This window comes from Natrialba sp. PRR66, from assembly GCF_034808065.1.
GTDB lineage: Archaea > Halobacteriota > Halobacteria > Halobacteriales > Natrialbaceae > Natrialba > Natrialba aegyptia.
Genome location: NZ_JAXHGN010000002.1, coordinates 326,099 through 350,963 on the forward strand (window position 1 = coordinate 326,099; position 24,865 = coordinate 350,963).

General features: G+C 64.5%; 26 protein-coding genes. 18 read left to right on the forward strand and 8 right to left on the reverse strand.

Features of this window, described 5'->3' with window-relative positions:
* Nucleotides 1-56 precede the first annotated feature (56 nt).
* A complete protein-coding gene (gene dnaG / locus SM755_RS07765; protein WP_323172163.1) occupies nucleotides 57-1,562 on the forward strand; it encodes a DNA primase DnaG in 1,506 nt (501 codons plus the stop codon).
* Between the two features lie 91 nt (nucleotides 1,563-1,653).
* Here the strand turns inward: dnaG and SM755_RS07770 are convergent, their stop codons facing one another.
* Both SM755_RS07770 and SM755_RS07775 read right to left on the reverse strand, forming a co-directional pair.
* Nucleotides 1,654-2,430 (reverse strand): formate/nitrite transporter family protein, encoded by a 777-nt coding sequence (locus SM755_RS07770; protein ID WP_369335243.1) that lies wholly within the window; start codon nucleotides 2,428-2,430, stop codon nucleotides 1,654-1,656.
* 240 nt (nucleotides 2,431-2,670) lie between these two features.
* Nucleotides 2,671-3,759 (reverse strand): hypothetical protein, encoded by a 1,089-nt coding sequence (locus SM755_RS07775; protein ID WP_323172165.1) that lies wholly within the window; start codon nucleotides 3,757-3,759, stop codon nucleotides 2,671-2,673.
* Between the two features lie 261 nt (nucleotides 3,760-4,020).
* Here SM755_RS07775 and SM755_RS07780 point away from each other — a divergent pair, with 261 nt between their 5' ends.
* Nucleotides 4,021-4,299 carry a hypothetical protein gene (locus SM755_RS07780; RefSeq protein ID WP_323172166.1) on the forward strand — a complete coding sequence of 93 codons (279 nt, stop codon included), beginning with the start codon at nucleotides 4,021-4,023 and terminating at the stop codon, nucleotides 4,297-4,299.
* Between the two features lie 131 nt (nucleotides 4,300-4,430).
* Here SM755_RS07780 and SM755_RS07785 read toward each other — a convergent pair whose 3' ends face one another.
* A complete protein-coding gene (locus SM755_RS07785; protein ID WP_323172167.1) occupies nucleotides 4,431-5,834 on the reverse strand; it encodes a DUF92 domain-containing protein in 1,404 nt (467 codons plus the stop codon).
* 154 nt (nucleotides 5,835-5,988) lie between these two features.
* Here SM755_RS07785 and SM755_RS07790 point away from each other — a divergent pair, with 154 nt between their 5' ends.
* Nucleotides 5,989-6,594 carry an undecaprenyl diphosphate synthase family protein gene (locus SM755_RS07790; RefSeq protein ID WP_323172168.1) on the forward strand — a complete coding sequence of 202 codons (606 nt, stop codon included), beginning with the start codon at nucleotides 5,989-5,991 and terminating at the stop codon, nucleotides 6,592-6,594.
* A gap of 48 nt (nucleotides 6,595-6,642) precedes the next feature.
* Here the strand turns inward: SM755_RS07790 and SM755_RS07795 are convergent, their stop codons facing one another.
* Together SM755_RS07795 and uppS are read right to left on the reverse strand one after the other, a co-directional pair.
* Nucleotides 6,643-7,038, reverse strand: coding sequence for a hypothetical protein (locus SM755_RS07795; RefSeq protein ID WP_323172169.1), 396 nt, complete (start codon nucleotides 7,036-7,038; stop codon nucleotides 6,643-6,645).
* 119 nt (nucleotides 7,039-7,157) lie between these two features.
* On the reverse strand, nucleotides 7,158-8,138 hold the full coding sequence (uppS, locus tag SM755_RS07800; RefSeq protein ID WP_323172170.1) for a polyprenyl diphosphate synthase: 981 nt from the start codon (nucleotides 8,136-8,138) through the stop codon (nucleotides 7,158-7,160).
* A gap of 166 nt (nucleotides 8,139-8,304) precedes the next feature.
* Between uppS and SM755_RS07805 the strand changes: the two genes are divergently transcribed.
* From SM755_RS07805 to SM755_RS07850, 10 genes are all read left to right on the forward strand, one after another.
* Nucleotides 8,305-8,709 carry a DUF5778 family protein gene (locus SM755_RS07805; RefSeq protein ID WP_323172171.1) on the forward strand — a complete coding sequence of 135 codons (405 nt, stop codon included), beginning with the start codon at nucleotides 8,305-8,307 and terminating at the stop codon, nucleotides 8,707-8,709.
* A 113-nt stretch (nucleotides 8,710-8,822) separates the two neighbouring features.
* The gene (locus SM755_RS07810; protein WP_323172172.1) at nucleotides 8,823-9,299 is read left to right on the forward strand and encodes a hypothetical protein; all 477 of its coding nucleotides are present in this window, start codon (nucleotides 8,823-8,825) and stop codon (nucleotides 9,297-9,299) included.
* 346 nt (nucleotides 9,300-9,645) lie between these two features.
* Nucleotides 9,646-9,864, forward strand: coding sequence for a hypothetical protein (locus SM755_RS07815; RefSeq protein WP_323172173.1), 219 nt, complete (start codon nucleotides 9,646-9,648; stop codon nucleotides 9,862-9,864).
* Between the two features lie 318 nt (nucleotides 9,865-10,182).
* Complete coding sequence (locus tag SM755_RS07820) at nucleotides 10,183-10,659, forward strand: SHOCT domain-containing protein (RefSeq protein WP_323172174.1); 477 nt, start codon at nucleotides 10,183-10,185, stop codon at nucleotides 10,657-10,659.
* An 81-nt stretch (nucleotides 10,660-10,740) separates the two neighbouring features.
* Complete coding sequence (locus SM755_RS07825; RefSeq protein WP_323172175.1) at nucleotides 10,741-11,829, forward strand: Lrp/AsnC family transcriptional regulator; 1,089 nt, start codon at nucleotides 10,741-10,743, stop codon at nucleotides 11,827-11,829.
* 9 nt (nucleotides 11,830-11,838) lie between these two features.
* Nucleotides 11,839-12,495, forward strand: coding sequence for a bifunctional precorrin-2 dehydrogenase/sirohydrochlorin ferrochelatase (locus tag SM755_RS07830; RefSeq protein WP_323172176.1), 657 nt, complete (start codon nucleotides 11,839-11,841; stop codon nucleotides 12,493-12,495).
* A complete protein-coding gene (gene hemA, locus SM755_RS07835) occupies nucleotides 12,492-13,850 on the forward strand; it encodes a glutamyl-tRNA reductase (RefSeq protein ID WP_323172177.1) in 1,359 nt (452 codons plus the stop codon). Before SM755_RS07830 ends, hemA begins: the two co-directional genes overlap by 4 nt.
* A gap of 173 nt (nucleotides 13,851-14,023) precedes the next feature.
* Entirely contained in the window at nucleotides 14,024-14,305 is a 282-nt protein-coding gene (locus SM755_RS07840; protein WP_323172178.1) for a 4a-hydroxytetrahydrobiopterin dehydratase, read from the forward strand.
* 203 nt (nucleotides 14,306-14,508) lie between these two features.
* Nucleotides 14,509-14,889, forward strand: a complete 381-nt coding sequence (gene lwrS / locus SM755_RS07845; RefSeq protein ID WP_006665833.1) for an LWR-salt protein — start codon at nucleotides 14,509-14,511, stop codon at nucleotides 14,887-14,889.
* A 116-nt stretch (nucleotides 14,890-15,005) separates the two neighbouring features.
* Nucleotides 15,006-15,758, forward strand: coding sequence for an HAD family hydrolase (locus SM755_RS07850; protein ID WP_323172179.1), 753 nt, complete (start codon nucleotides 15,006-15,008; stop codon nucleotides 15,756-15,758).
* 65 nt (nucleotides 15,759-15,823) lie between these two features.
* On the opposite strand, the gene SM755_RS07855 is transcribed toward SM755_RS07850, so the two are convergent.
* The 3 genes from SM755_RS07855 to glp form a co-directional block, all read right to left on the reverse strand.
* Entirely contained in the window at nucleotides 15,824-16,477 is a 654-nt protein-coding gene (locus tag SM755_RS07855) for a helix-turn-helix domain-containing protein (RefSeq protein ID WP_006824979.1), read from the reverse strand.
* A gap of 86 nt (nucleotides 16,478-16,563) precedes the next feature.
* Nucleotides 16,564-18,492 carry a molybdopterin biosynthesis protein gene (locus SM755_RS07860; protein ID WP_323172180.1) on the reverse strand — a complete coding sequence of 643 codons (1,929 nt, stop codon included), beginning with the start codon at nucleotides 18,490-18,492 and terminating at the stop codon, nucleotides 16,564-16,566.
* A 67-nt stretch (nucleotides 18,493-18,559) separates the two neighbouring features.
* Nucleotides 18,560-19,876: a gephyrin-like molybdotransferase Glp gene (gene glp / locus SM755_RS07865; protein ID WP_323172181.1), complete on the reverse strand. Its 1,317-nt coding sequence runs from the start codon at nucleotides 19,874-19,876 to the stop codon at nucleotides 18,560-18,562.
* Between the two features lie 169 nt (nucleotides 19,877-20,045).
* Here glp and SM755_RS07870 point away from each other — a divergent pair, with 169 nt between their 5' ends.
* From SM755_RS07870 to speB, 5 genes are all read left to right on the forward strand, one after another.
* Nucleotides 20,046-20,588 (forward strand): Hsp20/alpha crystallin family protein, encoded by a 543-nt coding sequence (locus SM755_RS07870; RefSeq protein WP_323172182.1) that lies wholly within the window; start codon nucleotides 20,046-20,048, stop codon nucleotides 20,586-20,588.
* A gap of 63 nt (nucleotides 20,589-20,651) precedes the next feature.
* Nucleotides 20,652-22,289: an AarF/ABC1/UbiB kinase family protein gene (locus SM755_RS07875; RefSeq protein ID WP_323172594.1), complete on the forward strand. Its 1,638-nt coding sequence runs from the start codon at nucleotides 20,652-20,654 to the stop codon at nucleotides 22,287-22,289.
* Between the two features lie 69 nt (nucleotides 22,290-22,358).
* Entirely contained in the window at nucleotides 22,359-23,426 is a 1,068-nt protein-coding gene (locus SM755_RS07880) for a hypothetical protein (protein WP_323172183.1), read from the forward strand.
* Between the two features lie 192 nt (nucleotides 23,427-23,618).
* The gene (locus tag SM755_RS07885; RefSeq protein ID WP_006665841.1) at nucleotides 23,619-23,993 is read left to right on the forward strand and encodes a translation initiation factor IF-5A; all 375 of its coding nucleotides are present in this window, start codon (nucleotides 23,619-23,621) and stop codon (nucleotides 23,991-23,993) included.
* Nucleotides 23,993-24,850, forward strand: coding sequence for an agmatinase (speB, locus tag SM755_RS07890; protein WP_006665842.1), 858 nt, complete (start codon nucleotides 23,993-23,995; stop codon nucleotides 24,848-24,850). Before SM755_RS07885 ends, speB begins: the two co-directional genes overlap by 1 nt.
* Nucleotides 24,851-24,865 lie beyond the last annotated feature (15 nt).

Sequence of the window (24,865 nt, forward strand, 5' to 3'; positions counted from 1 at the left end):
CCGGTCTCTGCACGCGTCTCTCGCGTCACCGCGCCCCACACCGGGGCAGATCTCCCATGGAAGACACCTCGAAATACCTCATTCACGCGGACGTCACGGCTGACGGGGTCGTCGAGCGCAGCGACGTCGTCGGCGCTATCTTCGGGCAGACCGAAGGCCTGCTCGGCGACGAACTCGATCTGCGCGATCTCCGCCAATCACAGAAAGTCGGCCGTATCGATGTTGAAATCACGAGCACACAGGGCCAATCCCACGGCAACGTCACCATCGCGACGAGTCTGGACAAAGTCGAAACCGCGACGCTCGCCGCCTCGCTCGAAACGATCACTCGCGTCGGCCCCTGCCGGGCAACCCTCGATGTCAGCGAAATCGAAGACGTACGGGCAGCCAAACGCAAGGAAGTCGTCGACCGCGCGAAGGAACTGCTCCGGACCGGCTTCGACGACTCCGTCATGTCCTCCGAAGAAATCCTCACCGAGGTGCGCCAACACGTCCGCGTCGAAGACATCACCGAATACGACGGCTTCCCCGCCGGTCCACGCGTCACCGACAGCGACGCCATCATCGTCGTCGAAGGCCGCTCTGACGTCCTTACCCTGCTCAAATACGGCGTCAAAAACGCCATCGCCGTCGAAGGCACGAACGTCCCCGACCCCATCGCCGACCTCACGGCCCACCGCACCGTCACCGCGTTCCTCGACGGCGACCGCGGCGGCGACCTCATCCTCGAAGAACTCTCACAGGTCGGCGACGTCGACTACGTCGCATTCGCCCCCTCGGGCACCTCCGTCGAAGAACTCGACCACCACCAACTGTTCGCCGCCCTCCGGAACAAAGTCCCGTATGACACCGTTTCGGGGCTCAACGAACCCCGCGAAGCCATCGCCGCAACCGACGGCAGTACGAGTCCCGCTCCTGCCCCTGGATCTGATACCGGTCCCGGCCTCAACAGCGGATCTCCCGTCGAATCCCCCCACGGCACGGATACTGCATCCAACGCCACCGACGACACTCCCCACGCATCTGGGCCCCCCTCGTCCGCAAAAGCGGACACCGATGCGCAGAGCACAACCGAGAACACACTCGCTGAACCCACAACGGCTACCCACCCCTCGACGACCGAGGACGATGCCGAAACGCACGGCAACGCCGACACGGCGTCCTCGTCCACCCCGAACGAACACGCCCGCCAGCCCGACTCTGCGACGGCCGACGACCAGTCGCTCGAAACGGTATACGAACACGCAACAGCGATTATCCGCTCGGAAACCGACCGCGTTCGGTTTCTCGATGCCGAGAACGATATCATCGCAGAAACGGACGCGAGTTCAGTGGGAGACGAACTCGCTGAACTCGAGGCAGAACCAGAGTCGGAGTCGGTGTCGGAGTCGGTCCCGACGACGATCGTATTAGATGGGATCCTCAGTCAGCAGGTACTCGATCTGGCGGCCGATCGAGGCGTCGATCGGATTATCGCGCGGTCGCTGGGGCAGTTTACGAAGCGACCGACGAGCGTCCAGATTCACGCGATCGAAGACATTGCGTCCGAACCGCCGGAGTAGGATCTCGGTGGCGGCTCCCCGCGTTTCGTCTCGACCGCTGCAGTGAGTATGAAAGCGCTGTCGGCGAACGCTGCAGGTTCGACCCGGCGAATCATCGCGCGCCACGGACCACGTGGCCGTACTTGAGGACACCGACGAAAATCGCCCCGCCGAACGCGTTGCCGAGCGTCGCGAGCGCGAGAAACGCGAGATAATCCAGCGGCGAGACCGCGGCGGAGGTGACGAGACCGAAGAGGACCTCTACGTTGCCCGCAATCGAGTGCGGAAGATGTAGGAGTCCGATCGTGGCGGTTACGATCCAGATGATGAGCAACCGGCTCGTCGTTCCCTGTGCTGCCGTGATCAGCCACGCCAACAACCCCATCAACCAGCCCGCGAAGATCCCGCCGACGAACAACCAGTGGAACTCGTGGCTGACGAGGGTCAGGGAGATCGTTTCGAACGCGCCCGGAGAGACGACGCCGACGCCCGGCATCAGGAGGACGGCCAGGCAGGTAAACAGGAGGCCGCCGACGATGTTGCCGACGTATACCAGCCCCCAGAGACGGGCGACCTGCCGGGTCGATGCTTGCCCGTCGAGCGCCGGAATGACGGCTAACGTCGTGTGTTCCGTGAACAGCTCCGAGCGCCCGAGGATCACGAAGGCGAACCCGATCGGATAGACGCTCGCCAGCAGTAGTTCCGTCGTGGGAGCATCGAGACCGTTCTGGGAGAGCGTCAGAACGACGGCCATCATCAGCGGACCGAATCCGATATCTAGCCCCGCCGAGAGGCTAGAGAGTAACAGCCCGGATCGCTCACGGTTGATCTCGTGGAGCCCGCTTTCGATCAACGAATCGAGAACCTCTCGCGTCGGTGTCTGTTCGATGAAGGGGCTGGGCTTAGTTTCTGGGTCGTCCACGAACGGATTCCTCTTTCGAACGTTGGGATGGATAGCACCCAAACCTTTCTATCCGTTCTATCATTCTCCATCCTGTCCATCCGCCCCCACCGGAGGCGAACGATGGACGGCGAGATCACGCGTCGGCCATATACGGCCCAACACGCTGTGAAAGAGTTCCGTCGCATCCCCATCCGTCACTATCCGTTGTCGCTGTTGCAGTCGAGTTCAGCGCTGGATGCCGATGGTCGCGGCGTGAGCCTGCAGGGCCGTCTCGGTGTCGACGGTGGCGGTGGCACGGAACAGGCGGCTGCCGCGCTCGCGTTCGACGCGGACGTTCCGGAGCGCAGCGGCGTCCTCGCGGTCCGTTTCGAGCGCTGCTGCGACGGTGTCGGTCGATAGCTGTGATGGATCGGCGACGACGCCGTAGGTTGCCGTCGTTCGGTCGGCCGAATGCACCGTCGCGGCGGTTCCGATGGCCTCGGCTGCATCGATAACGGAGAACAGTGCGTCCGTTTCTGACGCCCCGTCGAGTGCGTATTTGAGGAGGGCGCGAGTTCGGCCATCGAGCGTGCCGGCACCGACGACGTCTCCCGAGAGCGTCCCTGCGAGTTCGTGGGCGGTCGTCCGGCGCGGGAGGGTCGCTGCCGTCGGCGTCGACGCGGTGGCCGACGCGGACGCCGTTGGCGTTGCTGACAGCGACGACTCGCCTGCACGACTCTCGAGGGCCGCGTCGACGTGTGTGAGGGCGGGTGACTGCGTTCTCGTTCCGGTCGCCGACCGCGCGTCGTAGCCGAGGACGATCGCACCGTCCGCGAGCGCGACGGCGAACTCGTCGTCGACGAACCGTTCGGCGGACCGAGAGGCGGGCCGGCCATCCCCTGACTCCGGAACGGCGGTGAACTCGCGGTCGGTTAGTTCCGCGCGGAGCGCGGGTCGGGAGAGCGAGCCGGTGACGACGGCTGCGCCCGCGAGGGGGGTGGCACCTGCAACGGTCGCAGTGCCGGTGGCGTGCTCGAGATCGGTGAGTGAGACGCCGTCGAGTCGCCGTTCGAGTTCGGCGATGAGCGGCCTGAGGTGGGTTGGAATGCGGGCGGCCTGGAGGGCGGTGCGGTTGGCGCTGGCGGTGAGGGTCGTTCCGGCCGACGAGCGGTCGGTCCGACTGGCGGTGCGTGTCGCGGTTCCCTTGGTGCCGGTATTTGCCGGACTAGTCTGTGCGGACGATTGCGTTCGGTCGCTGCCGGCGGCCTGGCCGATCAGTGAGAGGCTGCCGAGGGCCGCGGTCGCGCGCCGAACGAATGCACGTCTCGATCCCATACCCGATGTCTCGACCGGTCGTATATATACCGGGTGGCGTAGCTTCCGAGCGAGAAAACGCGTGGCGTATCGGCGTGTTGGCGTTGGTTCCGTGTTGTCATCGCAGTTGCAGTTGTCGGCGTGAGTACTCGTTCTCGTTTCCCGCCTCGATTATGGATCGGCAAGCAGTACAGCGGGAACGCATCATCGCGACAGACGAGAACAGGAGCGGAACGGTAGACTTATCATTTCGCCTTCAGAATTCCTCATCTAGGTTTCGTAATGGAACTCAAGCCACTGTTTTCCGAGCCGAATGGGTGGGAAGCGGCTCGCATATCGCTTGGAAGTTCACTCGCGTTCTTCAGTATCTACGCCTATTTCGAACTTCTACATGCTAGCGGGACAGTCGCGACGCTTGTACTCGGGACCGCAACGGGGATGTCCGGGATCGCTGAACTGCTCCCAACGGACCACCGATACGTAGCGAGTGCCCTGCGGGTAACTGCGCTCGGAATCCTCGTCATCCTGGTAGTACTGTCACTGTGGAGGCTCGTCTCGTAATAGCGGCGGCAGCCGGTGACGTGCAGTTGCCGTTACCGGTGACGTTGCTCCGTCCGGAACTCTTCTGTCCGGGTGTGGGGACACTCGTGACCGCCGTCCTCGTTGTGAGATGGGGTTTCGATCTCTCGCGGTCACCCGAGCACGGCGATCGGGATCATGAGCAGCGCACAGACGAGCGCACCAGCTAACGTCGCGAGGAAGTTGACGCCCTGATTGCCGAGGACCGACCCTTCGAGGGTCGCTCCGAGCAGGCTATCCACCGTCATGCCGGCGACGCCGGCCGCAACGATGATCACCGCACCGATGGGATCGACGACGGGAAAGAGGACGTAGCTCAGGCCCGCGACGATGGCTGCGCCGAGGAGACCGGCAACTTCGCCCTGCCAGGTGACGCCGCCGTCGGTGCCGGGATCGACGGGCTCGAGCGTCGTGATCAATCGCGGCGTCTCGAAGACGCTCCCGACCTCGCTCGAGAGCGTGTCGCTCATCGCGGTTGCGACGGAGCCGGCGAAGGCAAAGAGAAAGAGTTCGGCGCTGATCGACAGGAGGGCAGTTGAACTCGCGGCGTAGCCGAGGACGGCGGCGATGGCGACGGCGGCGTTGCCGAGGACGTTGCCGCTGCCGCGAGCGCCGTTGTTCTCCTCAGCGACGCCGAGTTCTTCTTTCCGGGTGTAGCGGAACTTGGTCGAGAGGCCGCCGATGCCGAAGAAGGCAATGAGGACGACGAACCAGTTGTAGTCGCCGAGAACGACCGTCAACAGGCCGAGGAGAATGCCGGTGATCATGCCGGCGATGGAGGCGGTATCGAGGGCGTAGGAGACGTAGCCGAGCGCCACGGTCACTGCGAGTGCGCCGACGATTTCGATCGCTCCGAGTTCGGGTCCGAGTTCGGCCAGCAGCCAGAGCAGGAGGCCGACCGAGAGCATGACGACGGGGTCGTCGTAGATCAGGAAGGCGTCGCGAAGAAGCGCGGCAAGGAGCGCACCGCTTGCGGCGAGAAAGAGGATGGTCGGGAGTCGGGGCTCGATGGGGACGTTTGTCAGGGCGTAGACGGCGGCCTGGCCGGCGACGGCAGCGACGGTTGCGACCAGGCAGAATCCGGTGACGGCGGCGATTTCGTTGTCAGTGTCGCTGTCGGTATTGGTATCGGTCTCGGTCTCGGTCTCGGTTTCGCTGTCCGCGTCTGTGCCCGTCGCCGTCCGAGCGCGGACGAGCCGCTCGGCGAGGTTGCCGTAGCCGACGAGGACGACGGTCCCGACGAAGACGGAAAGCGGCATCGACGACCCGACCGCCAGAAGGCCGAGGACGACGGCCGAAAGGACGAATGTGATGAGTCCGTAGAGGCGACCGTCCTCGTAGTCGCCGGGGTAGGCAAGCGCCTCGAACGCCGGGCCGGTAACGTCGGTAACGAGAAAGGCACCGAGCAGAACGACGGCCGCGACGCCCGTTGCAATCGCCGGCCCGGCAAGCGGTACGGCAAGCGAGAGCGTACTGAGAGCCGCGAAGACGCCGGCTCGCCGAACGGGTGATGTCACGATATCGGTGTCTTTCTGTGGCGGTTACTTGAAGGTTCCCGAACACGCTTCTTCCCGTGTTTCACCGTCGACAGTTCCTCTACCTGTGATCTGGGACGGTGACGCCGTCAACCGGTCCCGTAACCTGTATGGCATCTCACGAAGAAGCCAACGTGTGGGACTGTACGAACGGTATCTCGCCCGTCGAATCCGCCAGTACGATGCCGCTCCACCCGAGCACGTCGCGCTCGTCATCACCGAGCGGGACCTCCTCGAACGCGGTGCCTACGAGACGCTCGTCGACTTCTTCGAGTGGGCCTTCGAGTACGCCACTCAACTGACCGTCTACGTCAGCGTCCTCGACGCCGCGGCCGTCCCGGCGCTCCGTCGTGAACTCGAAGCAATCGACGCCCCGCGCGACGTTGCGGTCCGCGGTCCCGACGACAGAACGCCGGCTGATGCCCCCATCCAGATCGGAATCGGCCTCGGCGGCAAACACGAGTTCACGAGCGCGGTCCGGACGCTCGCAGAGCGCGTTGACGACGCTTCGCTCGAGCCGGAGGCGATCGATGACGAGCGCGTCGAGAACCATCTGGTGTTTCCGTCGGAGCCGGATCTCGTGATCAAGACGGGTGCAGAGCGACTCTCGGACTTTATGATCTGGCAGTCGGTGTACTCGGAGCTGTACTTTACGGACATCAATTGGCGGGACTTTCGCAAGCGGGACTTCCTGCGAGCGGTTCGGGAGTACTGCAATCGGTCGCGACGGTTCGGCCGTTGAGTCGTCGGGCTGTTTCTCCGCGGCTTGCTGGCTTGGCACGCCGGTCAGTCAGTACGCGTAATCAGACCGTGTCGAGGCGGTCGAGTCGCGGGCGTCGTCGACGGGAGCGAGTAGGCTTTCTGCGCGCGGGTGATCGAACGCGACGACGGGGTTATCCATTCGAACGATACCCGAGCGTGCATCGTACTCGAGAATACCGAAATCCTCGAGTTTCGGCAGGACAGTGTGGACGAGTTCGATCTCGATCGCCTCGGGGGAGTCGTCGTCCCACTGGGCGAGCGTCTCGCTCAACCAGTCGACCGAAACGGGCGTTTCACACGCTGAAAGGACGTGGAGTGTGATACGAAGCCGGACGTTCGCGAGGAGCGTATAGGCCTCGTCGAGTGGCACGTCCGTCAATCGTACGAACCGTTGGACGTCGACGGGAGCGCTGCGAGACGACATTCAGCTACTATTGTCATACTAATTAATAAAATACTTCTGGTTATCTAGCTGACGAGTTCTCGGTAATACATCGCTTCTCCGGCGATAGCTCCGGGATGGACGGGCGAAACGTCTCCGGATCAGTCAGCTGCGCGACTACTCGAATCGAGGCTATCCCCGTCCGTCCCGCCGGCGTCGTCCGATTCGCGAACGGCCGTCGCATCGATGTCGTCCTCGTGCGGGCGCTCGCCCGTCGGCAGCGAGTCGCGAAACCGGTTGACGATCGATTGGGCCTCGGTTAGTTCCGTCTCGCTGACGGCTCCGAGGAGGGCGAGCGCTCGTCGAGCCCGCGTGCGACGCCAGGATTCCGCGCGGTGTTCGTACGTCCGAATCCCGCGCAGGAAGTCCGCCTTCGAGAACTCGGGCCAGTAGGGCGTACAGAAAAAGACGGCCGCCTCGTTGCCGTTTGCGTGCCAGGGGAGGAAATTCGACGTGCGCTCGGCACCGCCGGTACGAATAATCAGGTCGACGTCCCGGACCGGCTGATCGTACAGCCGCTGTTCGATGGTCTCGACATCGATCTCGTCGGGATCGAGTTCACCCGCCTCGACATCGTGTGCGACACCCCGCGTCGCTTCAAGCAGTCGAGATCGACCGCCGTAGGCGAGCGCGATATTGAGGACGAACTGGTCGTAGCCCTGCGTTTTTCCCTCCGCGTAGTCGACGGCGTCTCGGACCCGGTCGGGAAGCATCTCCGTTTCGCCGATGACGCGAATACAGACGTCGTTGTCGTGGACGCGGTCGGCGTCGGCGAACTCGTACAGTTTGTCACAGAGGAGGTCGAACAGCGCCTCGTTTTCTTCGTCCGCCCGTTCGAAATTTTCCGTCGAGAAGGTATACAGCGTCAGTTCTTCGACGCCGATATCCTGGCACCACTCGAGAACTCGTTCGGTCGTCTCGGCACCGGCGCGGTGGCCGTCGTGGGCGTCTCCGCCGTTCTGTCGCGCATACCGGCGGTTGCCGTCCTGAATCACCGCGACGTGGGTCGGCGCACCGGCGATTTCACGGGAGAGTAACCGCTCGTAGACGGCATCGACGTGCTGACGGAACCACCGCTTCATCGATTGACGAGACGGTATCGAGGATTATGTGTCTTGTGTGGTATTCTCCGACAGTGAGAGCCCGTGGCTCTGACGCACGATCGACTGCAGGGGGTGTGCGGTATCGATCGAGCGGGCTGCAACTGAATCGTGATGGCTATCAGTCCGCAGGTTCTCGAGTCGGCCAATGGCTAACGCGATCGACGACGATCTGTACCAGCGGACCAAGGCGCTGCTCGAACCGGGTGACGTTCGACTCAACGGCGCGATCGTTCACACCGAGTACGACGGCAGCGAGGACGTACAGATGATGCAGGCGACGATCGACGTGGGGGACATCATCGCCGAGCATTCCGGATACGATCCGCAGGACTGCTACGTCTACTCCGGCAACGACGACACGGACTTCTCCTCGAACCAGCACCAAGGGCTCACGCTGGAGGACGAGGCGTTCGTCTGGGAGTGCCAACAACTGCTGCGCGAGGGGAGTTTCGACATTGTGATCTACTACGAGGCCAGCGCCGACCACGAGGCGATCCTCGCAGATATCGAGGCGTTGGGCTTCGACGTGACCGGTGTCGAAGGCGAGTAGACGGGATCGATCTCCGTTTCCAGTTATCGTACAGTACAATCAACATCGCAGACACTTTAGTGTCGTTCTGTCCTACCGTTGCGTATGGGTTCATACGTGAGCGGCGTCGGCTCTTGCATCCTCGGTCTCGTCGTTTCGCTCCTCCACCTCTCACCGCCGTACACAATCCAGCGGATCGTCGACGGACTTGGTGGTGGTTCCCGCAACTCGAGCCGGTCAGCCACACACTCATCCTGTACCATTCGGTCGTCGGTGCCGCTACCTTCGCCCTCGGCGTCGTCGGCATCTTCGCGCTCAGCTACCGGGCTGGCGCTGAACTCGAGTTCAGTGCGGACGCTCGTCGGTTGGCACTAGTCGTTGGTCTCGGTAGCGTGATCGGGTATGCGCTGCCGGTTATCGCCGTCGTCGTCGTCCTGTCGGTGGTCGACGGTGGAACGGCGCTGGGTGGGGTGAGAATGCCTCTGTCTCTGTTGCAGGTTACCGGACAAACGATCGGATTCGGAATCCAGTCGGCGCTGATCGGCTTCGCCGGCGCGGCGTTCGCGCATCAATCCGCGAACTCGGATCGGCGCATATCTGCCAACGCCTGAGCGGTGCGTTTACGGACGAAGCCGGAATCGACAATCGGTATCTCCAAGCGATCGGTCGATCTTCTGCGGCGTGAGACAGTAATTGAGGAGCAGAATGGGCTCCTTCCCGCCGCTCAGCGGTAGATATAAGTCACTACCGTTCAACAATTAGGACGGAAGCCATAACAGGGTACGAAAGTGCCCCGGATGCTGGAACATCCGAGACGTGGCTTCCAATCGCGGCTGAAGCCATGATTGCGTACATTCTCACGGGATATAAACATCCCGCACGCCTGATGCATCGTCACAAACAGCGAGCAGCGGCGCTATTCACCGAGAGAACGGGACCAACGGGGTGGCAGTCGGTATGACCGACGAGTTCGCGTCGGATCGGTCGACCGCCGAAACGGACAGCGACCCGGACAGTAGTGCCGACCGAGACGACAGCCCCGGTTCGGACGACCGACGGCGCTGTCCCCGCTGTGATACGCCCATCCTGCGGACCACCGTGATCGGCCCGACCGAGGCGATCGCCGGTCCCTGCGGCTGTCGCGTCGCCCCGCCGGTCCCCGACCGATCCGACTGAGCCACCGCGAGACGAGTTCACCGCAGCCACACGGCAACCTGCGACGGTGAACTCGGGTCGCGGCGGCCAGCCGAGTTGTCGGTGGCTGTTCGAGGACCACCACAACCACCATCGAAACCACCGACACCACCGCACAACTCGGCCCGTAATCGCGACGCGCGACCGATACCGAACGCCGCAACCGAACTCAACCTGAACTCGAACGCGGCTGATCTGCACTTTCACCACCGTAACGGGCGATACGTGCAGCGCTCCGCCGAGTCGTCGAAACCGACCGGAGCCGAAGGTATATGCGTCTCTGCCACAAATGTCAATAGTATGGACCTACCCGACCGGTTCCGCGACCTGCCGGCGTGGGCGGCGGTGCTCGCGTCCGTGCTCGGGCTCCTGGTCGTCCTGACCGGGCTCTCGATGGTTCTCGGGATCGTGTTTGCGGGTATCGCCGTCGGGATGGAACTCGGGAGCCCCATGCTCGGCGTTCTCGCCGCACTGCTCGGTCTCGCCATCGTTACCGTTCCGACCATCGCGGTCGTGCTGGCACTGAGAGGCGGTGAGGACGAACGCGATGGCGGTCACGACGCACGATCTGATGACGCGTCCGACGATCGGGTTGCGACACTCAGAGAGCGATACATGGCCGGCGAGATCGATGACGAGACGTTCGAACAACGGATTGATGAACTCCTTTCCGGCACGGATGCAACCACCGCTGGGACCGAACGAGAGCCGAGTCGGGGTCATAATCATGCCGCCGACCATGCGGACGAGACGCGGACACCGGAACGAGAGCGGTAACCGAACCGGGCCGAACACGTACGCCAGCGGTCGTTCGATTACCCCGATTGGCTTATGCACCGCCAGTCGTGAGTACACCATATGACACCCGAGGTCGACCTCACGGACCGCGAACGGGCCGTCGTCAACGCCTTTCAGGGCGGCTTTCCCGTCGTCGACCGGCCGTTCGAACCCGCCGCAGCGGCCGTGCGCGAACGCGGGGTCGACATTACCGCGACCGAACTCCTCGAGACGATTCGCGACCTGGACGACCGCGGCGTTCTCTCTCGATTCGGCCCGCTGGTCAACGCCCAGGAGATCGGCGGCACGGCGACGCTCGTCGCGATGCACGCCCCCGCGGACCGGTTCGACGAGATCGTCGAGCGGGTCAACGACCACCGCGAGGTCGCGCACAATTACGAGCGCGAGCACCCGCATCTAAACGTCTGGTTCGTCGTCTCAGTCGCCGAGGAATCGCGCGTCGAAGAGGTGCTTGCCGCGATCGAGGACGAAACCGGACAGGAGACGTACAACCTCCCCAAACAGCACGAGTTCCGCGTCGAGGCGAAGTTCTACGTCGACGGTCCGCTTTCGCCGGCCGACGCGGGCGATCCGACCGACGCCGGCATCGACCTCACGGAACTGGGTCCCGACGTCTCGCCGCGCGACGAGTCCACGCTGTCGCCCGCCGAACGCGACCTCGTCCTCGAAATTCAGGATGGCCTCCCGCTCACCGACACGCCGTACGCGGACGTGGCCGCCGCTATCGAGCAGAATCTCGAGTGGGTCCTCGAGACGACGAAACGGTTCGAACGCGAGGGGAAGATCCGCCGCATCGGCGTCGTCCCCAACCACTACGCGCTCGGCTACACCGAGAACGGCATGACCGTCTGGAACGTTCCGGACGAACTCGTCCCCGAAGTCGGCCCCGAGATCGCCGGACTCCCCTTCGTCACCCACTGCTACGAACGCCCGCGCCACGAGGGCGTCTGGCCATACAACTTCTTCGCGATGACCCACGGCCGCAGCGAGGCCGAGAGCCAACGCCGCATCGAGCAGGTTCGCGAGACGATGGCCGAGTTCTGGGACGTGACCGACGAGGACTGGGACTCGCTGTTCTCGACGCAGATCCTGAAGAAGACCGGGATTCGACTCGACGAACGCGCCGCGGCGAACACGCGCACGGAGTAACTGCACTCGATGATTCCGCTGCTTCACGACTTTACGGACGCGACGATACTTGTCTTCGGCGGCGGCCCCGTCGGCGCGCGGAAGGCGCGCCGGTTCGCTCGGGAAGCCGACGTGATCGTCGTCAGCCCCGAGTTCAGCGACGCTGATTTCGGCGGGGCAGAGCGGTGTCGGGCCGCCCCTGACCCGGACGACGTGCCGGACTGGATCGAGCGCACGGCTCCCGCCCTGACCGTCGCCGCAACCGACGACGACGCGGTCAACGACGCCGTCGTGGCGGCCGCGCAGGAGCGGGGCATTCTCGTCAACCGCGCGGACCGCGCCGGCGGCCGCGAGCCGGGCAGCGTCGTCGTCCCCGCGACCGTCCGCGAGGACCCTGTCGTCGTCTCTGTCGCAACCGGCGGAACCGCGCCGGCGCTCAGCAAGTACCTCCGACAGGAACTCGAAGCGACACTCGACGGCGCGGGCGCAATGGCGACGCTCTGCGGCGAGTTGCGGGCCGAACTCAAGGCTCGCGACGTGGCCCCGGCGCGGCGACGCGAACTCGTCACCGATGTCGTCAATTCTCCGGCCGTTTGGACAGCTTTACGTAACGGAGACCCAAACACACGACAAGTGATCGAGGACGTGTTGGGCGAGAAGTTGCCATCTGCGGGTGATCGTTCGTGATGTCGGCCGGCGTCATCACCGCCGCCCGCGTTACCCACGAGAGCGGGAGCGTCGACGACCTTGCAGCGGCCAGTCCCGACAGTCAGCAGGACGCCGTCGCCGACCTCGTCTCGGTCGACGGAATCGAGGAGGCCTACGTCCTCTCGACGTGTAACCGGGTCGAAGCCTACGTCGTCGGCACCGACGCCGCCGTCGGCCGTGCCGCACTCGCGGAACTTTTCTCCGGTATCGACGACGAGGCGATCGTTCGTACCGACCACGACGAGAGCCTGCGCCACCTGCTCCGGGTCGCGGCCGGCCTCGAATCGGTCGTCCTCGGCGAGGACCAGATCATCGGCCAGGTCCGAACCGCCTACGAGGACGCCCGCGTCGCCGGCGGCATCGGCTCGATGCTCGAATCCGCCGTGACGAAGGCCATCCACGTCGGCGAACGCGCCCGGACCGAAACCGCGATCAACGAGGGCGTCGTCTCCCTCGGCTCCGCCGCGACGCGCCTCGCCGCCACCACAATCTCGCTCGACGGCGCGACCGCACTCGTCGTCGGCGCGGGCGAGATGGGCCAACTCGCCGCCCGAAGCCTCGCGGACGCCGACGTCGACGAACTTATCATCGCAAACCGTACCGTCTCTCACGCCGACCACCTCGTTACCGAACTCGGCGACCGGACCGACGCCGAAACGCGCGCCGTTCCGCTCGAATCCCTCGGTACCATCGCGATCCAGGCGGACGTAATCGTGACGGCGACCGGGAGCGACGAGCCGCTCCTCGAACGCTGGCACCTGGCTGGCGACCGGGACGCCACGACTCCGACCGACGCCGGTCGTGTCGTCGTCGATCTCGGTCAGCCCCGCGACGTCGCTCCCGCAACCGACACGCTCGAAACCGTCACCGTCTACGATCTCGACGACCTCGAAACCGTTACGGAGGAAACACACGTCAAGCGGGCCGACGCCGCTCGCGAAGTCGAGACCATGATCGACCGCGAGTTCGATCTGCTCTGCGACCAGTACAAACGGGCCCGCGCCGACGAGGTCATCGGCGCGATGTACGAGTCCGCAGCGCGGATCAAGGAACGTGAACTCGAGACGGCGATCTCACAGCTCGAGGACGATTCGCTGACGCCGGCACAGCGCGAGGTTATCGAGTCGATGGCGGATGCGCTGGTCAACCAGTTGCTTGCGCCCCCGACCAGAAGTTTGCGCGAGGCGGCGGCCGAGGACGACTGGAGCACGATCAATACGGCACTCCAGTTGTTCGATCCCGACTTCGGCGACGAGGAGGTGCCGTCGCTGTTCGCGAACGCGAGGTCCGAAACGCGCTCGGCGGTGCAGTTCGAGGCGACCGACGACGATTAACGAGTGGGCGGGGCATCGCGGAATCGCAACGTCCACAATGGTTTACAATGGTTTTCGGAGACCGAGTTCAGTTATGCTGTCGACACCTCAGTGTGTCGGGGTGGATCACGACGGCGTGTCACGAAAACCCACGTGGCACAATCATTATTTGATTGGCCTTCGTTCGGGCGACCATGGCTGACATCCTTTCAGACGAGGAAATCGAGGCACAGCTTCCCGCCGAGTGGACCCGGGACGGCGACGAGATCGTCCGTACGTACGAGTTCGACGACTACCTTCGGGGCGTCAATTTCGCGCAGATGGTCGGCGAGATCGCCGAATCGCAGTTTCACCATCCGGAGATCATCATCCGCTACTCCGAGGTCGAGATTCGGCTGACCTCCCACGAGGAAGGCGGTATTACGGACGACGACATCGAGATGGCGGAACTGATCGAGTCCGAACGCAACGCCTGAACTCCTGGCAAAGCTGTTCGTCTCGGGCGTGTGCGGTCGCTGGGTCTCTGTCTCTGGTCTCTCCGTCCCTGTAGCTGTGTCTGTACCGACACCGATACCGGTACCTGAACCCGAAGCTGAACCCGAACCCGAACCTGAATTCGGGTCCGGACCTGGATGAGTCGCCTGAACAGTTGAGTGGCTCCATCGTCTATCTACACGCGATGCACGGCCAGTACGTCTTCACGGTTCGCGTTCGACTCGAACCCGCGCAGCCGTCCATCTCGCTCGAACCCGGCAGTGAAACGACGACGGTTACCGTCCGTCGTGGGGCACCCGAACCGGGAACCGATGGCTGGCGTTTCTTCCGCGACACGCTCTGGCGCGGCGAGGTTGCCGACGAGGCCCACGTCCGACGGCTCGCCGAAGACTGGCTCGATCTGCCCGTCGAATCGGTCTCGTTCAGCGAACTGCAAGTCGATACGGCGTACTTCGACGCCATGAAATCGGCCATCGCGGCCGACCTCGACGCGTTCAACGCTGAGACGGTCTCCGAAACGCTCTCGAAGTACCTCGGCTCGAGTATCAGAGTGCAGGACGTATAGCCGATCTCGCTGTGGGATTCCGACCTGTCGACTGCCACCGTGACGAATCGACGAGTCAGCAGTCGTTCAGGAAATCGGTACACATTTACTCGCCACTCCCGTACGGTTGTGTCCCGATGGTCACCGAGAACGAGAACGAAAACGAGTTCGAAGTCGACGCTGCCTCCAGTCCCGCTTCCGCTGCCACCTCTGCGTCCGCATCTGCATCCGCTTTCGACGCCGATGACAACGCCTTCGATGTCGACGACGACTACGACTTCTGGCTTCTCGATCTCGACGGCACACTCGTTGATGTCGAGTGGTCGTACACCCGGGGCGTCTTCGACCGGGTCGGCGATCGTCTCGGTCGCGAGTTCAGCGATCAGGAAGCGGATATCCTCTGGAGCGGCCTGACCGGGTCTCGCGACCGACAGCTCCTCGAGTGGGGAGTCGATCCGACGACGTTCTGGGAGGCTTTCCACGCGGAGGAGGACCCGCTGGTCCGTGCCGAACAGACCTATCTTCACGAGGACGCTGCGTTCGTCGCCGAACTCGATGCGCCGGTCGGACTGGTCACGCACTGTCAGGAGTTCCTCTGTGAACCCGTCCTCGACAACGTCGGCATTCGGGACTGGTTCGATGCGCGACTGTGCTGTACCGAACAGACGGGCTGGAAACCGGACCCACAGCCGGTGCAGCGGGTGATGGACGACCTCGGCGTCGGGGAAAACGGCCACCTGGGCGTGCTCGCGGGCGACGGTGCAAACGACGTGGGCGCGGCCTGGAACGCTGGTCTCGACGCCATTCACGTCGAACGGGTCGGCCACGACCGCCGTGGTCGGTGCGTCCTCGGTGACTACCGCGTCGAGTCGTTCGACGAACTTTTCTAACCGCTCAGCGCGTGAGCGTATGACTACGACTGCGATTACGACTACGGCTGCAATTACTACGACAACTACGACGACGATTGTTCGACATGCTGTAACTCCTCGTTGACCAGCGTTTCGTACGCGCGGCGGAACCGCTCGGAGAGCGCCTGATGGGAGATACCGAGTTCATCTGCTAACTCCTCCATCGAGATCCGCCGCGGAATCTCGAAATATCCGTACTCGAGTGCTGCCTCCAGCGCCTCGTGTTGCTCGGGCGTCAGTCGCGTCTCGCCGCTTTCCGAGTCGGCAACGTCCGTGATTCGCCGGAGATCGACACTGATCCCCATCTCGTTGAGTCGATCATAGGCCTGCGTCAGCGTCTCTCGGTTGTGGAACCGAACTCTGGCCTGCCACCAGCCGTCGGTGCCCCACATCTCGAGGAGTGAGCCGCCGTCGATAAGCAATTCTTCACACAACTGGTCGGTTCCCGCTCCATCGGCGAACTCGACGTCGAACAGTAGTCTGGAGTCCGATTCGACGAGCAGATCATACTCGATTACGGCTGGGTCCACATCGAACGCACCCGTTGCCCGCTCTCGATCGACGCCCGCAACCCAGAGGCAGGGCCGGGTCTTCGAGACCGATGACTCGAGTTCGACGGTGATCTCGGGGGCGTGCTCGAACGCGGTCACGAGGGTCGTCTCAGTGGCTGGAAGCCGAAGCTCGGCTATCGTCGACATCACGCTATGTACAGCACCATCCCCTAAAAATCGCTGTTCAGGCTGCCCTGACTGTCTCGTTCGGGAACGTGCGGACCCAGACCCAGTTACGTGCCCTCGTTCGAGTTCTCCGCAAGCGCCGTCTCGAGTTCACGAACGCTCGCCTTCGCCGTCCGGTCCGGGTTCGCAAACACTCGCACCGACTGCTCGCCGAGCGGGACGAACTCGAGCGAGAGGTGGTCCGCCGTCTCGCGCAGTCCGAGGGCGGCGTCGGCTTCGCCTGCAATGACTGTTCGGGCGGGGCTTTCGTGGGCGCGGAGCCCGATGTCGTATCCGTTGATCGAGTCGGCGAGTTCGTGTTGCCCCGCGCCGCGGTCGTCGGCGAGTTCGGCGAGTGCCCGTTCGAGACTGACCCGAAGTCCGGAATCGCTGGTGCGGTTGACGAACCGGAGGTCGCGGTCGATCAGATCCGAGAGGCCCTCGATTTCGGCGGGATTGCCGGGTCTGACGACCAGTCCCCACTCGCGGGTCCAGCCGCCGAGTTCGGTTGCGTCGGTGTCGCGCTCGATCGGGCCGGCGGTGACGGCCACGTCCGGAACGCCGTCGCGGAGTCGTCGGAGGCCGGGGCGGGAGCCGACCGGGAGGTAGCGGGGGTTCTCCAGACGATCGAGGAGACGGTTGAGCGTCGGGTCGTCCTCGCCGACGCCGAGCAGCGTGGGTGGACGAACGGCGGGCGAGAACAACTGAACGCGGACCGATTCGCCCGCCTCGAGGTAGTCCGTTTCGGGGCCGACCTCGACGACGCCGTCGGCCTGGGCGAGGCTGGTCGTTGCGCCGCTGCCTTTGTCGACGGGATAGACGAGGGGTGCATTGTCGCTGTCGTCCACACGTGGGGCTGTGTCGCGGTCGTCTTCAGCGTCGGGACCGCGCTGGACGAGACCCACGGGCATCAGGCGAAGCCGACCCTCCCCGTAGCGTTCCTCGCGACCCATTCGGCCGGTGACGGTCGCGGATTCCGGCTCGGGAACTCCCGCGGCTTCGCGGATCGCGGGTGCGACGAACGTTCGAAAGACCATCATCGCGGAGACGGGGTAGCCGGGGAGACCGACGTAGGCGGAGTCGGCTAGCCGCCCGACGAGCATCGGTTTGCCGGGTTTGACGCTGACACCGTGGAGGAGGAGTTCGCCTTGCTCCTCGATGACCCGGTAGATAACGTCGACCGCGCTCGCGCTGGTCGACCCGGAGGAGAGCACGAGATCGCACTCCGCCGCGGCTTCTCTGAGGACGCGCTCCATTTCGTCCTGCTCGTCGCCGGCGTGGGGGTAGAGCACGGCTTCACCGCCGGCATCCTCGACGCCGGCGGCGATCGTGTAGCTGTTGACGTCGTAGATCTCGCCGCGGTCGCTGTCGAGTTCGTCGCCGGGCCGGACGAGTTCGTCGCCGGTAGAGACGATGCCGACCCGCGGTTTACTGCGGACGGGGACCTCGTCGATACCCAGCGCGGAGAGGAGTCCGATGTCCCGCGGCGTAATCTGGGTGCCGGGGCCGAGCGCGCGCTCGCCGGCGGCGACGTCCGCGCCGGCGAACATGACGTTGTCGCCGGGGGCGACGGCGGTGCGGACGAGGACGGTCGTGTTGTCGCCGTCGCTGTCGGTGTCGATGGTGTCCGTTCGTTCGACGGGAACCATCGCGTCCGCGCCGTCGGGCATCACCGCGCCGGTCGAGATTTCGACCGCCTGGCCGGCTTCGAGTTCGACCGCGGGTTCCTCGCCGGCGTGGACCGAGCCGACGACCGCGAGTTCGGCGGGATCGGCCTCGTCGGCTCCGAACGTATCCCGCGCGGTGAGCGCGTAGCCGTCCAGACTCGCTCGGTCGAACCCCGGCACGTCGAGTTCGGCGTCGAGCCGCGCGACGAGGGTTCGGCCGCGGGCATCCGTCAGCGGCACGCGCTCGATGCCGCCCTCGAGCGATAGCGAGTCGATGGCCTCGCGCGCCTCGGTCGGTGAAGCGAGATCGCGAAACTCCTTGCGGTTCATAGCGGTCCTTCGCGCGCGGACGGTAAAAACGTCGGTCCGTCGGTCCGTCTGCCGATCGTGGCGCTCCTTACGGGTTCGATTCCCAGTTCTCCACCGCGACCGTCTCGCCCGCCGGAATTCCCTCGCGGCCGTCCGGAACGACGACCCAGCCGTCCGCGAGCGCGACGCTCGAGAGCACGCCCGATCCGCTTGCCCGCGTCGGCGTCGCGACGACCGCGGGTTCGGCCGCGTCTGTGTCGTCGTCGCGTCGCGACACCTGAACTCGGGCGAACGTTCGCGTTCCGGGTTCGCTCGGGATCTTGCGCTCGAGTCGTGCCTGGGTCGTCGGGTGCGGATCGGGAGTCGTTCCCTCGAACCAGCGCAGCGCCGGCCGGAGGAACTGCACGGCGTTGACGATGCAGGCGACGGGATACCCCGGCAGCGCGAGGACGGGCGTGTCCTCGACGAGGCCGAGACAGACCGGGTGGCCGGGCTTGAGACCGACGCCGTGGACGAGGACCTCGCCGATGTCGTCGATCACCTCTGGAAGGAGGTCGCGCTCGCCGACGGAGGAGCCGCCGGTCGTCACCACGATGTCTTTCGTCAGGTCCCGCTCGATCGCGACCCGCAGCGAGTCGGCATCATCGGTGACGACGTCGCGGTAGGTCGCCCGTCCGCCCCATCGGTCGACTAGCCGCGAGACGGTGAGGCCGTTCGTCTCGATGACCTCGCCCGGTCCCGGATCGCGCTCGACGAGTTCTTCGCCGGTCGGGATCACGCCGACGGTCGGCGGTCGGGCGACGGTGACCTCGCGGCGGCCGACCGACCGCAGGAGGCCGAGGTCCGACGGGCGCAGCCGGTGGCCCGCGTCGTAGAGGTGCTGGTCCGCGTCGACGTCCTCGCCGACCGGCGCGACGTTTTCTCCCTCGGCGACGGCGTCCGTCACCTCGAGTTCGGCCGCCGAGTCGAACTCGTCGACGTGTTCGATCATCACGACGGCGTCGGCACCGTCGGGGAGGGCGCTGCCGGTGTGGACGCGGGCGGCGGTTCCGGGCGTGACGGTCGTGTTCGCGGGAGTCCCCTCTTCATCGTCACCGCCGCCAGCGTCGTCAGCGATGCGAAGCAGCTCGGGCGAGCGGTTGCTGGCACCGAAGGTGTCTGCAGCGCGGACGGCGTAGCCGTCCATCGCGGCGCGCTCGTAGTGCGGGACGTTCCGGTCGGCCGTAATGGTCGCAGCGAGCGTTCGGCCGTCGGCGGTCTCGAGGGGGACTCGTTCCGCCCCGGTGAACGGTCTGTCACCGTCGAGGCGCTCCGTGATGGCCTCTTTGAACGTCTCTCGGGCCTCGTCGACCGGGGTCCGGACCTTGAACCCGGCCGTCGTGCGATCGTGATCGGCTCCGTTCATACTCGAACGCGGGTTGCGGGACGGCAAAAGCGTAGGGGACGACGCGGTCGTCACGGCTCCGACTCTGCCGAGTTCGATCCTGGTCGGGATCTGGGCCGTCGCCCTGGACGCCGCTCGCACGATGACCGCTACCGCGGGCTTTTTCGTATCGGCGTTCGAACCTGTATCTATGCCAGCGCTCCGCGACGCCCTGCGGGATCTCACCGAGGACGTCTTCTTCGATCTGCTCGAGAGCGACGAAGCGTATCTGCTCGTTCTTGACGTGCCAGGAATTACGGCTGATTCGCTCGGCTGGACGGTCGAAGACGGTCGTCTCTCGATCACCGGACAACGCGCGAAAGCCGTTCCGGACGACTATCACTACCTCGAGGAGAACCGCTCGCTGTTCCTCGATGTCGACCTGCCGCTTCCCGACGAGGTCCGTGCGGCCGATGTCGAGGCGAACGCGGTCGTCGAGCGTGGCGTCCTGGAGTTGACGCTTCCCAAAAGCGAACCGGGGAGCGAAGAGACCACGATCGATATTATCGAGACGAAGACTGCGGGGGATGAGAACGGAGATATCGCTTCAGAGGGCGACGCAGGGACAACAGCGAATAGGACAAGCGATACTGGAATCGACGCTGACACCGACACTGACATCGATACCAACACTGACACCGACGCCGACACCAACACTGACACCGACGCCGACACTGACACCAACTCGAGGTGACCGAGACTGGTCTCCCTCCGTGCGTACAAACGGTTCGTCCTCGTCGCCTGGCAGTTCCTGCCCCTGCTCCTCGCGTATGCACGAGACCGTCATCGATTCCTCCTCTTTGGTCGCTCCCGATCGGTCGCCCCTGAAACGCGCCGCCATCGGGCGTCCGTCCTCCTCGAGTCGCTCCTGACGCTCGGGCCAACGTTCATCAAACTCGGCCAGTTGCTCTCGACCCGCCCCGACGTGCTCCCGCCCGAGTACATCGACGAACTCGCCGCACTGCAAGACGAGGTCCCGCCCGCCGAGTGGGAGCAGGCCCGCGCAGTCATCGAAGCCGAACTCGGACCGATCGACGAGCAGTTCGACTCCTTCGACACGGCGGCGATAAGCGGCGCGAGCCTCGGGCAGGTCTATCAAGCACAACTGCATTCGGAAACGGTCGCCGCCCGCGACGACGACGTTCGCGAGGTCGCAGTCAAGGTCCGTCGCCCCGACATCGAAGAACTGGTCGAAGCCGACCTACGCGTGATCCGCTGGTCGCTGCCGCTCATCCTGTTCTTCGTCGACGAATCCCGGGCCTTCTCGCTCGAAAACCTCGCCGACGAGTTCTCGAAGACGATCCGCGAGGAGATGGATTACGAGCGAGAAGCCGAGATGCTCGCGGAGATCCGGGGCAACTTCGCCGGCGACGACCGCTACCGGATTCCCGCCGTCATCGAGAGTCACTCCGGGCCGCGAGTGCTGACGATGGAACGCATTCCAGGGACCAAGATCAACGACGTTGCTGAACTCGAGCGGAAGGGAATCGACCGCAGCACGATCGCGGAGAACCTCCAGTGGGCATACATGCAGATGATCATGGACGACGGCGTCTTTCACGCCGATCCGCACCCGGGTAACCTCGCGGTGACCGACGAGGGGCGGATCGTCTTCTACGACTTCGGCATGTCCGGTCGGGTCGACGACTTCGTCCGCGAGAAGATCATCGAGTTCTACATCGCCGTCGCCAACCAGGATATCGACGGCATTCTCGACGCGCTGATCGAAATCGGCACGCTCTCGCCCGATGCGGATCGCGGCGTGATGGCTGAAGTGATGGAAATCGCGATCCAGGACGCCCGCGGCGAAGACGTCGAACAGTATCGCGTCAACCAGATCGTCGGCCAGATCGAGGACTCGATCTACGTGTTTCCGTTCCGGTTGCCGAAGAACCTCGCGCTCGTCCTGCGAGTCGCGACCGTCGTCGAGGGCGTCTGCGTTACCCTCGATGAGGATTTCGACTTCATCGAGACCGCGACGGACTACCTCACCGAACAGGGGTATCGGGAGGAGACCGCCCGGAAGTACGCCGCCGAAACCGCGGGTCAGATCCGTCGGAGCGGCGAGTCGCTGACTCGAATCGCCCCGAAGTTCGAGCGGACGCTCGATCGACTCGACCGGGACGATCTGTACGTTCGCGTCGGCGTCGAGGATTCGGGTAACGTCTTCGATCAACTCGCAAAACGGCTGATCTACGGCATGTTGTTGACGATGGCGCTGTTCTCGATGGGCGTTCTCTATGCCCTCGAGGCCCCGTGGGCTGCAGTCGTCGCGGCGATCTTCGCGTTCGTTCTTTCGATCCAACTCTATCGGACGTTCCGCGAGTCGCGGTCCATTCAGGCAAAACCGCAGTTTACCAGGCAGAACCTCCGACAGCGCCAGCGTGAGAAGTGACGGCAAGAACGGGACAGGACGGAACGAAACGGGCGAACGTACTTTTCGCTGGCCGGTGAGTCACACGCTATGGACCTGCAGACAGCGTTCGACCACCTCGCCGATCTCTCGCTCTCGATCGACGACGCGACCACCGAACGGCTCTCGAGTGAGACCTCGAGCGAGTTCACCCGCGTCACGACGGAATTCACGCTCACCGGCGCTGGCGAGTCCGGCGTCGGCGAGGATGTGACCTACGAGGCCGACGACCACCACGCCCTCGCCGAGCACGGACTCCCGGATCTGACCGGCGAGTTCACGTTCGGGGAGTTCTCCCAGCGACTCGTCGATCTCGACCTGTTTCCGACCGCTCCGGACCGCGAGGTGTTTCGAAACTACCGCCGCTGGGGCCTCGAGAGCGCGGCCCTCGACCTCGCGTTGCGACAGGCCGAGACGACGCTCGCGAGTGAACTCGATCGGTCGCGCGACCCCGTCCGGTTCGTCACCAGCACCCGACTCGGCGAGCCGCCGACGACGGACCGACTCGAGCAACTGCGCGAACGGGTCCCCGAGATCGAGTTCAAGCTCGACCCGACGACGACGTGGGATCGAGAACTCGTCACCCGCGTTGGCGAGACGGTCGGCACCGACGCAGTACAGATCCTCGACCTCAAGGGGCAGTACGCGGGCACCGCCGTCGACGCCCCCGCCGACCCGACGCTGTACGAACTCGTCCTCGAGTCATTTCCCGACGCCGTCATCGAGGACCCCGCGCTGACCGATGAGACGGAATCGCTGTTCGACGAAGCGGCCGTCCGCGAGCGCGTGTCCTGGGACGCACCGATTCACGGCGTGTCGGATATCGAAGCGCTTCCCTGGGAGCCCGAGTGGTTGAACGTCAAACCGTCCCGGTTCGGGTCGGTCGAATCGCTACTCGAGACGATCGCCTACTGCGAGGAACGCGACATCAGCATGTACGGCGGCGGCCAGTTCGAACTCGGCGTCGGCCGCGGCCACATCCAGTTGCTCGCATCGCTTTGCTACCCGGCGACGCCAAACGATGTTGCACCGGGTGCGTACAACGATCCCACCGTCGGGGACGGCCTGCCGCCGAGTCCGCTCGAACCGCCCGTCGCTTCCACCGGATTTCGGTGGTGAGCCGGCGTCCCTGGTGAACGTAAACTGGCTCGCAGGTCGAATTGAATGTTCTCCATGCGTTCTGTCCGCTTTCACCGATTTGATCTCCGGCAGGCATCCGGATACTGGAGTTTAAGAACACTGGTGACACGTATCGCACACTCGAGCCGGCATTCCAAACGGTTTATGGCCGTCGGTTGATTACCCCGGGACATGGCGAAACAGCAGCAAGAAGTTCGCGATCTCCAGGAAGGAAGCTACGTAATCATCGACGACGCAGCCTGCAAGATCAACGCCTACTCGACGGCGAAACCGGGCAAACACGGCAGCGCCAAGGCCCGTATCGAAGCGAAAGGCGTCTTCGACGGCAAAAAGCGCTCGCTCTCCCAGCCGGTCGACGCGAAGATCTGGGTTCCGATCATCGAGCGCAAACAGGGCCAGGTCGTCTCCGTCGACGGCAACGACATGCAGGTCATGGACCTAGAAACGTACGAGACCATCACGATGCGCATGCCCGAGGATGTCGACGCCTCCCCCGACGAGAACATCGAATACCTCGAGATGGAAGATCAGCGAAAGATCGTCTAATGTTTCCTGGGGCGACGGACGAACGCGAAGGAACCGACGCGGCAACCGGCCGTTCGGACGCGAACTTCGTGGTCGTCGGTGCGCCCCTGGACGTATCGACGACCTTTCAGCCGGGGACCCGATTCGGACCCCAGCGCATTCGGACTTTTGCGGAGCCGTTCGACGACTACGACCACCGGACGGACCAGTACTTTTCCGACCTCGGCGTCGTCGACCACGGCGACGTTCGCGCGTGGGACGACGTTCCGGAGTACCTCGAGTGGCTCGAGGGCGTGTTGCGCGATATCGCCTGGGACGACGCCGTCCCGGTTACGCTCGGCGGCGAACACACGGTCTCGCTGGCCGGCGTCCGCGCCGTCGAACCGGATATCGTCGTCTCGCTCGACGCTCACTTGGACCTGCGCGAGGACTACGACGGCAATCCGCTCTCGCACGCGAGCGTAATGCGACGAGTGCTCGACGACGATGAACTCGACTCGGTCGACAAGCTGTTCGTCCTCGGGGCTCGCGCTGGGAGCGAGGCCGAGTGGGACCGGGCCGAGGCGGCCGACGTGACCGTCGTTCCGCCCGAGGACGTGGCCGACTGGGACCCCGGTGATCGCTTCGAGGATCGGGACGTGTACCTGAGCGTCGACATCGACGCCGCCGATCCGGGCTACGCGCCCGGAACCGGGACGACGGAGCCGTTCGGACTCGAGCCGCGCGAACTGCGCGACGCGGTGCGCTCGGTTGCGCCGCAGGCGACCGGCGTCGATGTCGTCGAAGTCAACGACCGCGACGACGGCCAGGCGGCCTCGCTCGCCGGAAAGTTGGTGCGCGAGTTCATCTACGAACGCGCGGCCGCCGAGTCTTCCTAACGACGGGCCGTCGGC

What these genes read in the sequence shown, in the direction of transcription:
- SM755_RS07870 (WP_323172182.1), top strand. Translation starts at nt 20,046, where the DNA reads ATGCCAGCGCTCCGCGACGCCCTGCGGGATCTCACCGAGGACGTCTTC.
- uppS (WP_323172170.1), bottom strand. Translation starts at nt 8,138, where the DNA reads ATGAAGCGGTGGTTCCGTCAGCACGTCGATGCCGTCTACGAGCGGTTA.
- SM755_RS07825 (WP_323172175.1), top strand. Translation starts at nt 10,741, where the DNA reads ATGACACCCGAGGTCGACCTCACGGACCGCGAACGGGCCGTCGTCAAC.
- glp (WP_323172181.1), bottom strand. Translation starts at nt 19,876, where the DNA reads ATGAACGGAGCCGATCACGATCGCACGACGGCCGGGTTCAAGGTCCGG.
- lwrS (WP_006665833.1), top strand. Translation starts at nt 14,509, where the DNA reads ATGCACGGCCAGTACGTCTTCACGGTTCGCGTTCGACTCGAACCCGCG.
- SM755_RS07840 (WP_323172178.1), top strand. Translation starts at nt 14,024, where the DNA reads ATGGCTGACATCCTTTCAGACGAGGAAATCGAGGCACAGCTTCCCGCC.
- SM755_RS07860 (WP_323172180.1), bottom strand. Translation starts at nt 18,492, where the DNA reads ATGAACCGCAAGGAGTTTCGCGATCTCGCTTCACCGACCGAGGCGCGC.
- SM755_RS07805 (WP_323172171.1), top strand. Translation starts at nt 8,305, where the DNA reads ATGGCTAACGCGATCGACGACGATCTGTACCAGCGGACCAAGGCGCTG.
- SM755_RS07830 (WP_323172176.1), top strand. Translation starts at nt 11,839, where the DNA reads ATGATTCCGCTGCTTCACGACTTTACGGACGCGACGATACTTGTCTTC.
- SM755_RS07780 (WP_323172166.1), top strand. Translation starts at nt 4,021, where the DNA reads ATGGAACTCAAGCCACTGTTTTCCGAGCCGAATGGGTGGGAAGCGGCT.
- SM755_RS07880 (WP_323172183.1), top strand. Translation starts at nt 22,359, where the DNA reads ATGGACCTGCAGACAGCGTTCGACCACCTCGCCGATCTCTCGCTCTCG.
- speB (WP_006665842.1), top strand. Translation starts at nt 23,993, where the DNA reads ATGTTTCCTGGGGCGACGGACGAACGCGAAGGAACCGACGCGGCAACC.
- SM755_RS07815 (WP_323172173.1), top strand. Translation starts at nt 9,646, where the DNA reads ATGACCGACGAGTTCGCGTCGGATCGGTCGACCGCCGAAACGGACAGC.
- SM755_RS07820 (WP_323172174.1), top strand. Translation starts at nt 10,183, where the DNA reads ATGGACCTACCCGACCGGTTCCGCGACCTGCCGGCGTGGGCGGCGGTG.
- SM755_RS07885 (WP_006665841.1), top strand. Translation starts at nt 23,619, where the DNA reads ATGGCGAAACAGCAGCAAGAAGTTCGCGATCTCCAGGAAGGAAGCTAC.
- SM755_RS07775 (WP_323172165.1), bottom strand. Translation starts at nt 3,759, where the DNA reads ATGGGATCGAGACGTGCATTCGTTCGGCGCGCGACCGCGGCCCTCGGC.
- SM755_RS07795 (WP_323172169.1), bottom strand. Translation starts at nt 7,038, where the DNA reads ATGTCGTCTCGCAGCGCTCCCGTCGACGTCCAACGGTTCGTACGATTG.
- SM755_RS07850 (WP_323172179.1), top strand. Translation starts at nt 15,006, where the DNA reads ATGGTCACCGAGAACGAGAACGAAAACGAGTTCGAAGTCGACGCTGCC.
- dnaG (WP_323172163.1), top strand. Translation starts at nt 57, where the DNA reads ATGGAAGACACCTCGAAATACCTCATTCACGCGGACGTCACGGCTGAC.
- SM755_RS07855 (WP_006824979.1), bottom strand. Translation starts at nt 16,477, where the DNA reads ATGTCGACGATAGCCGAGCTTCGGCTTCCAGCCACTGAGACGACCCTC.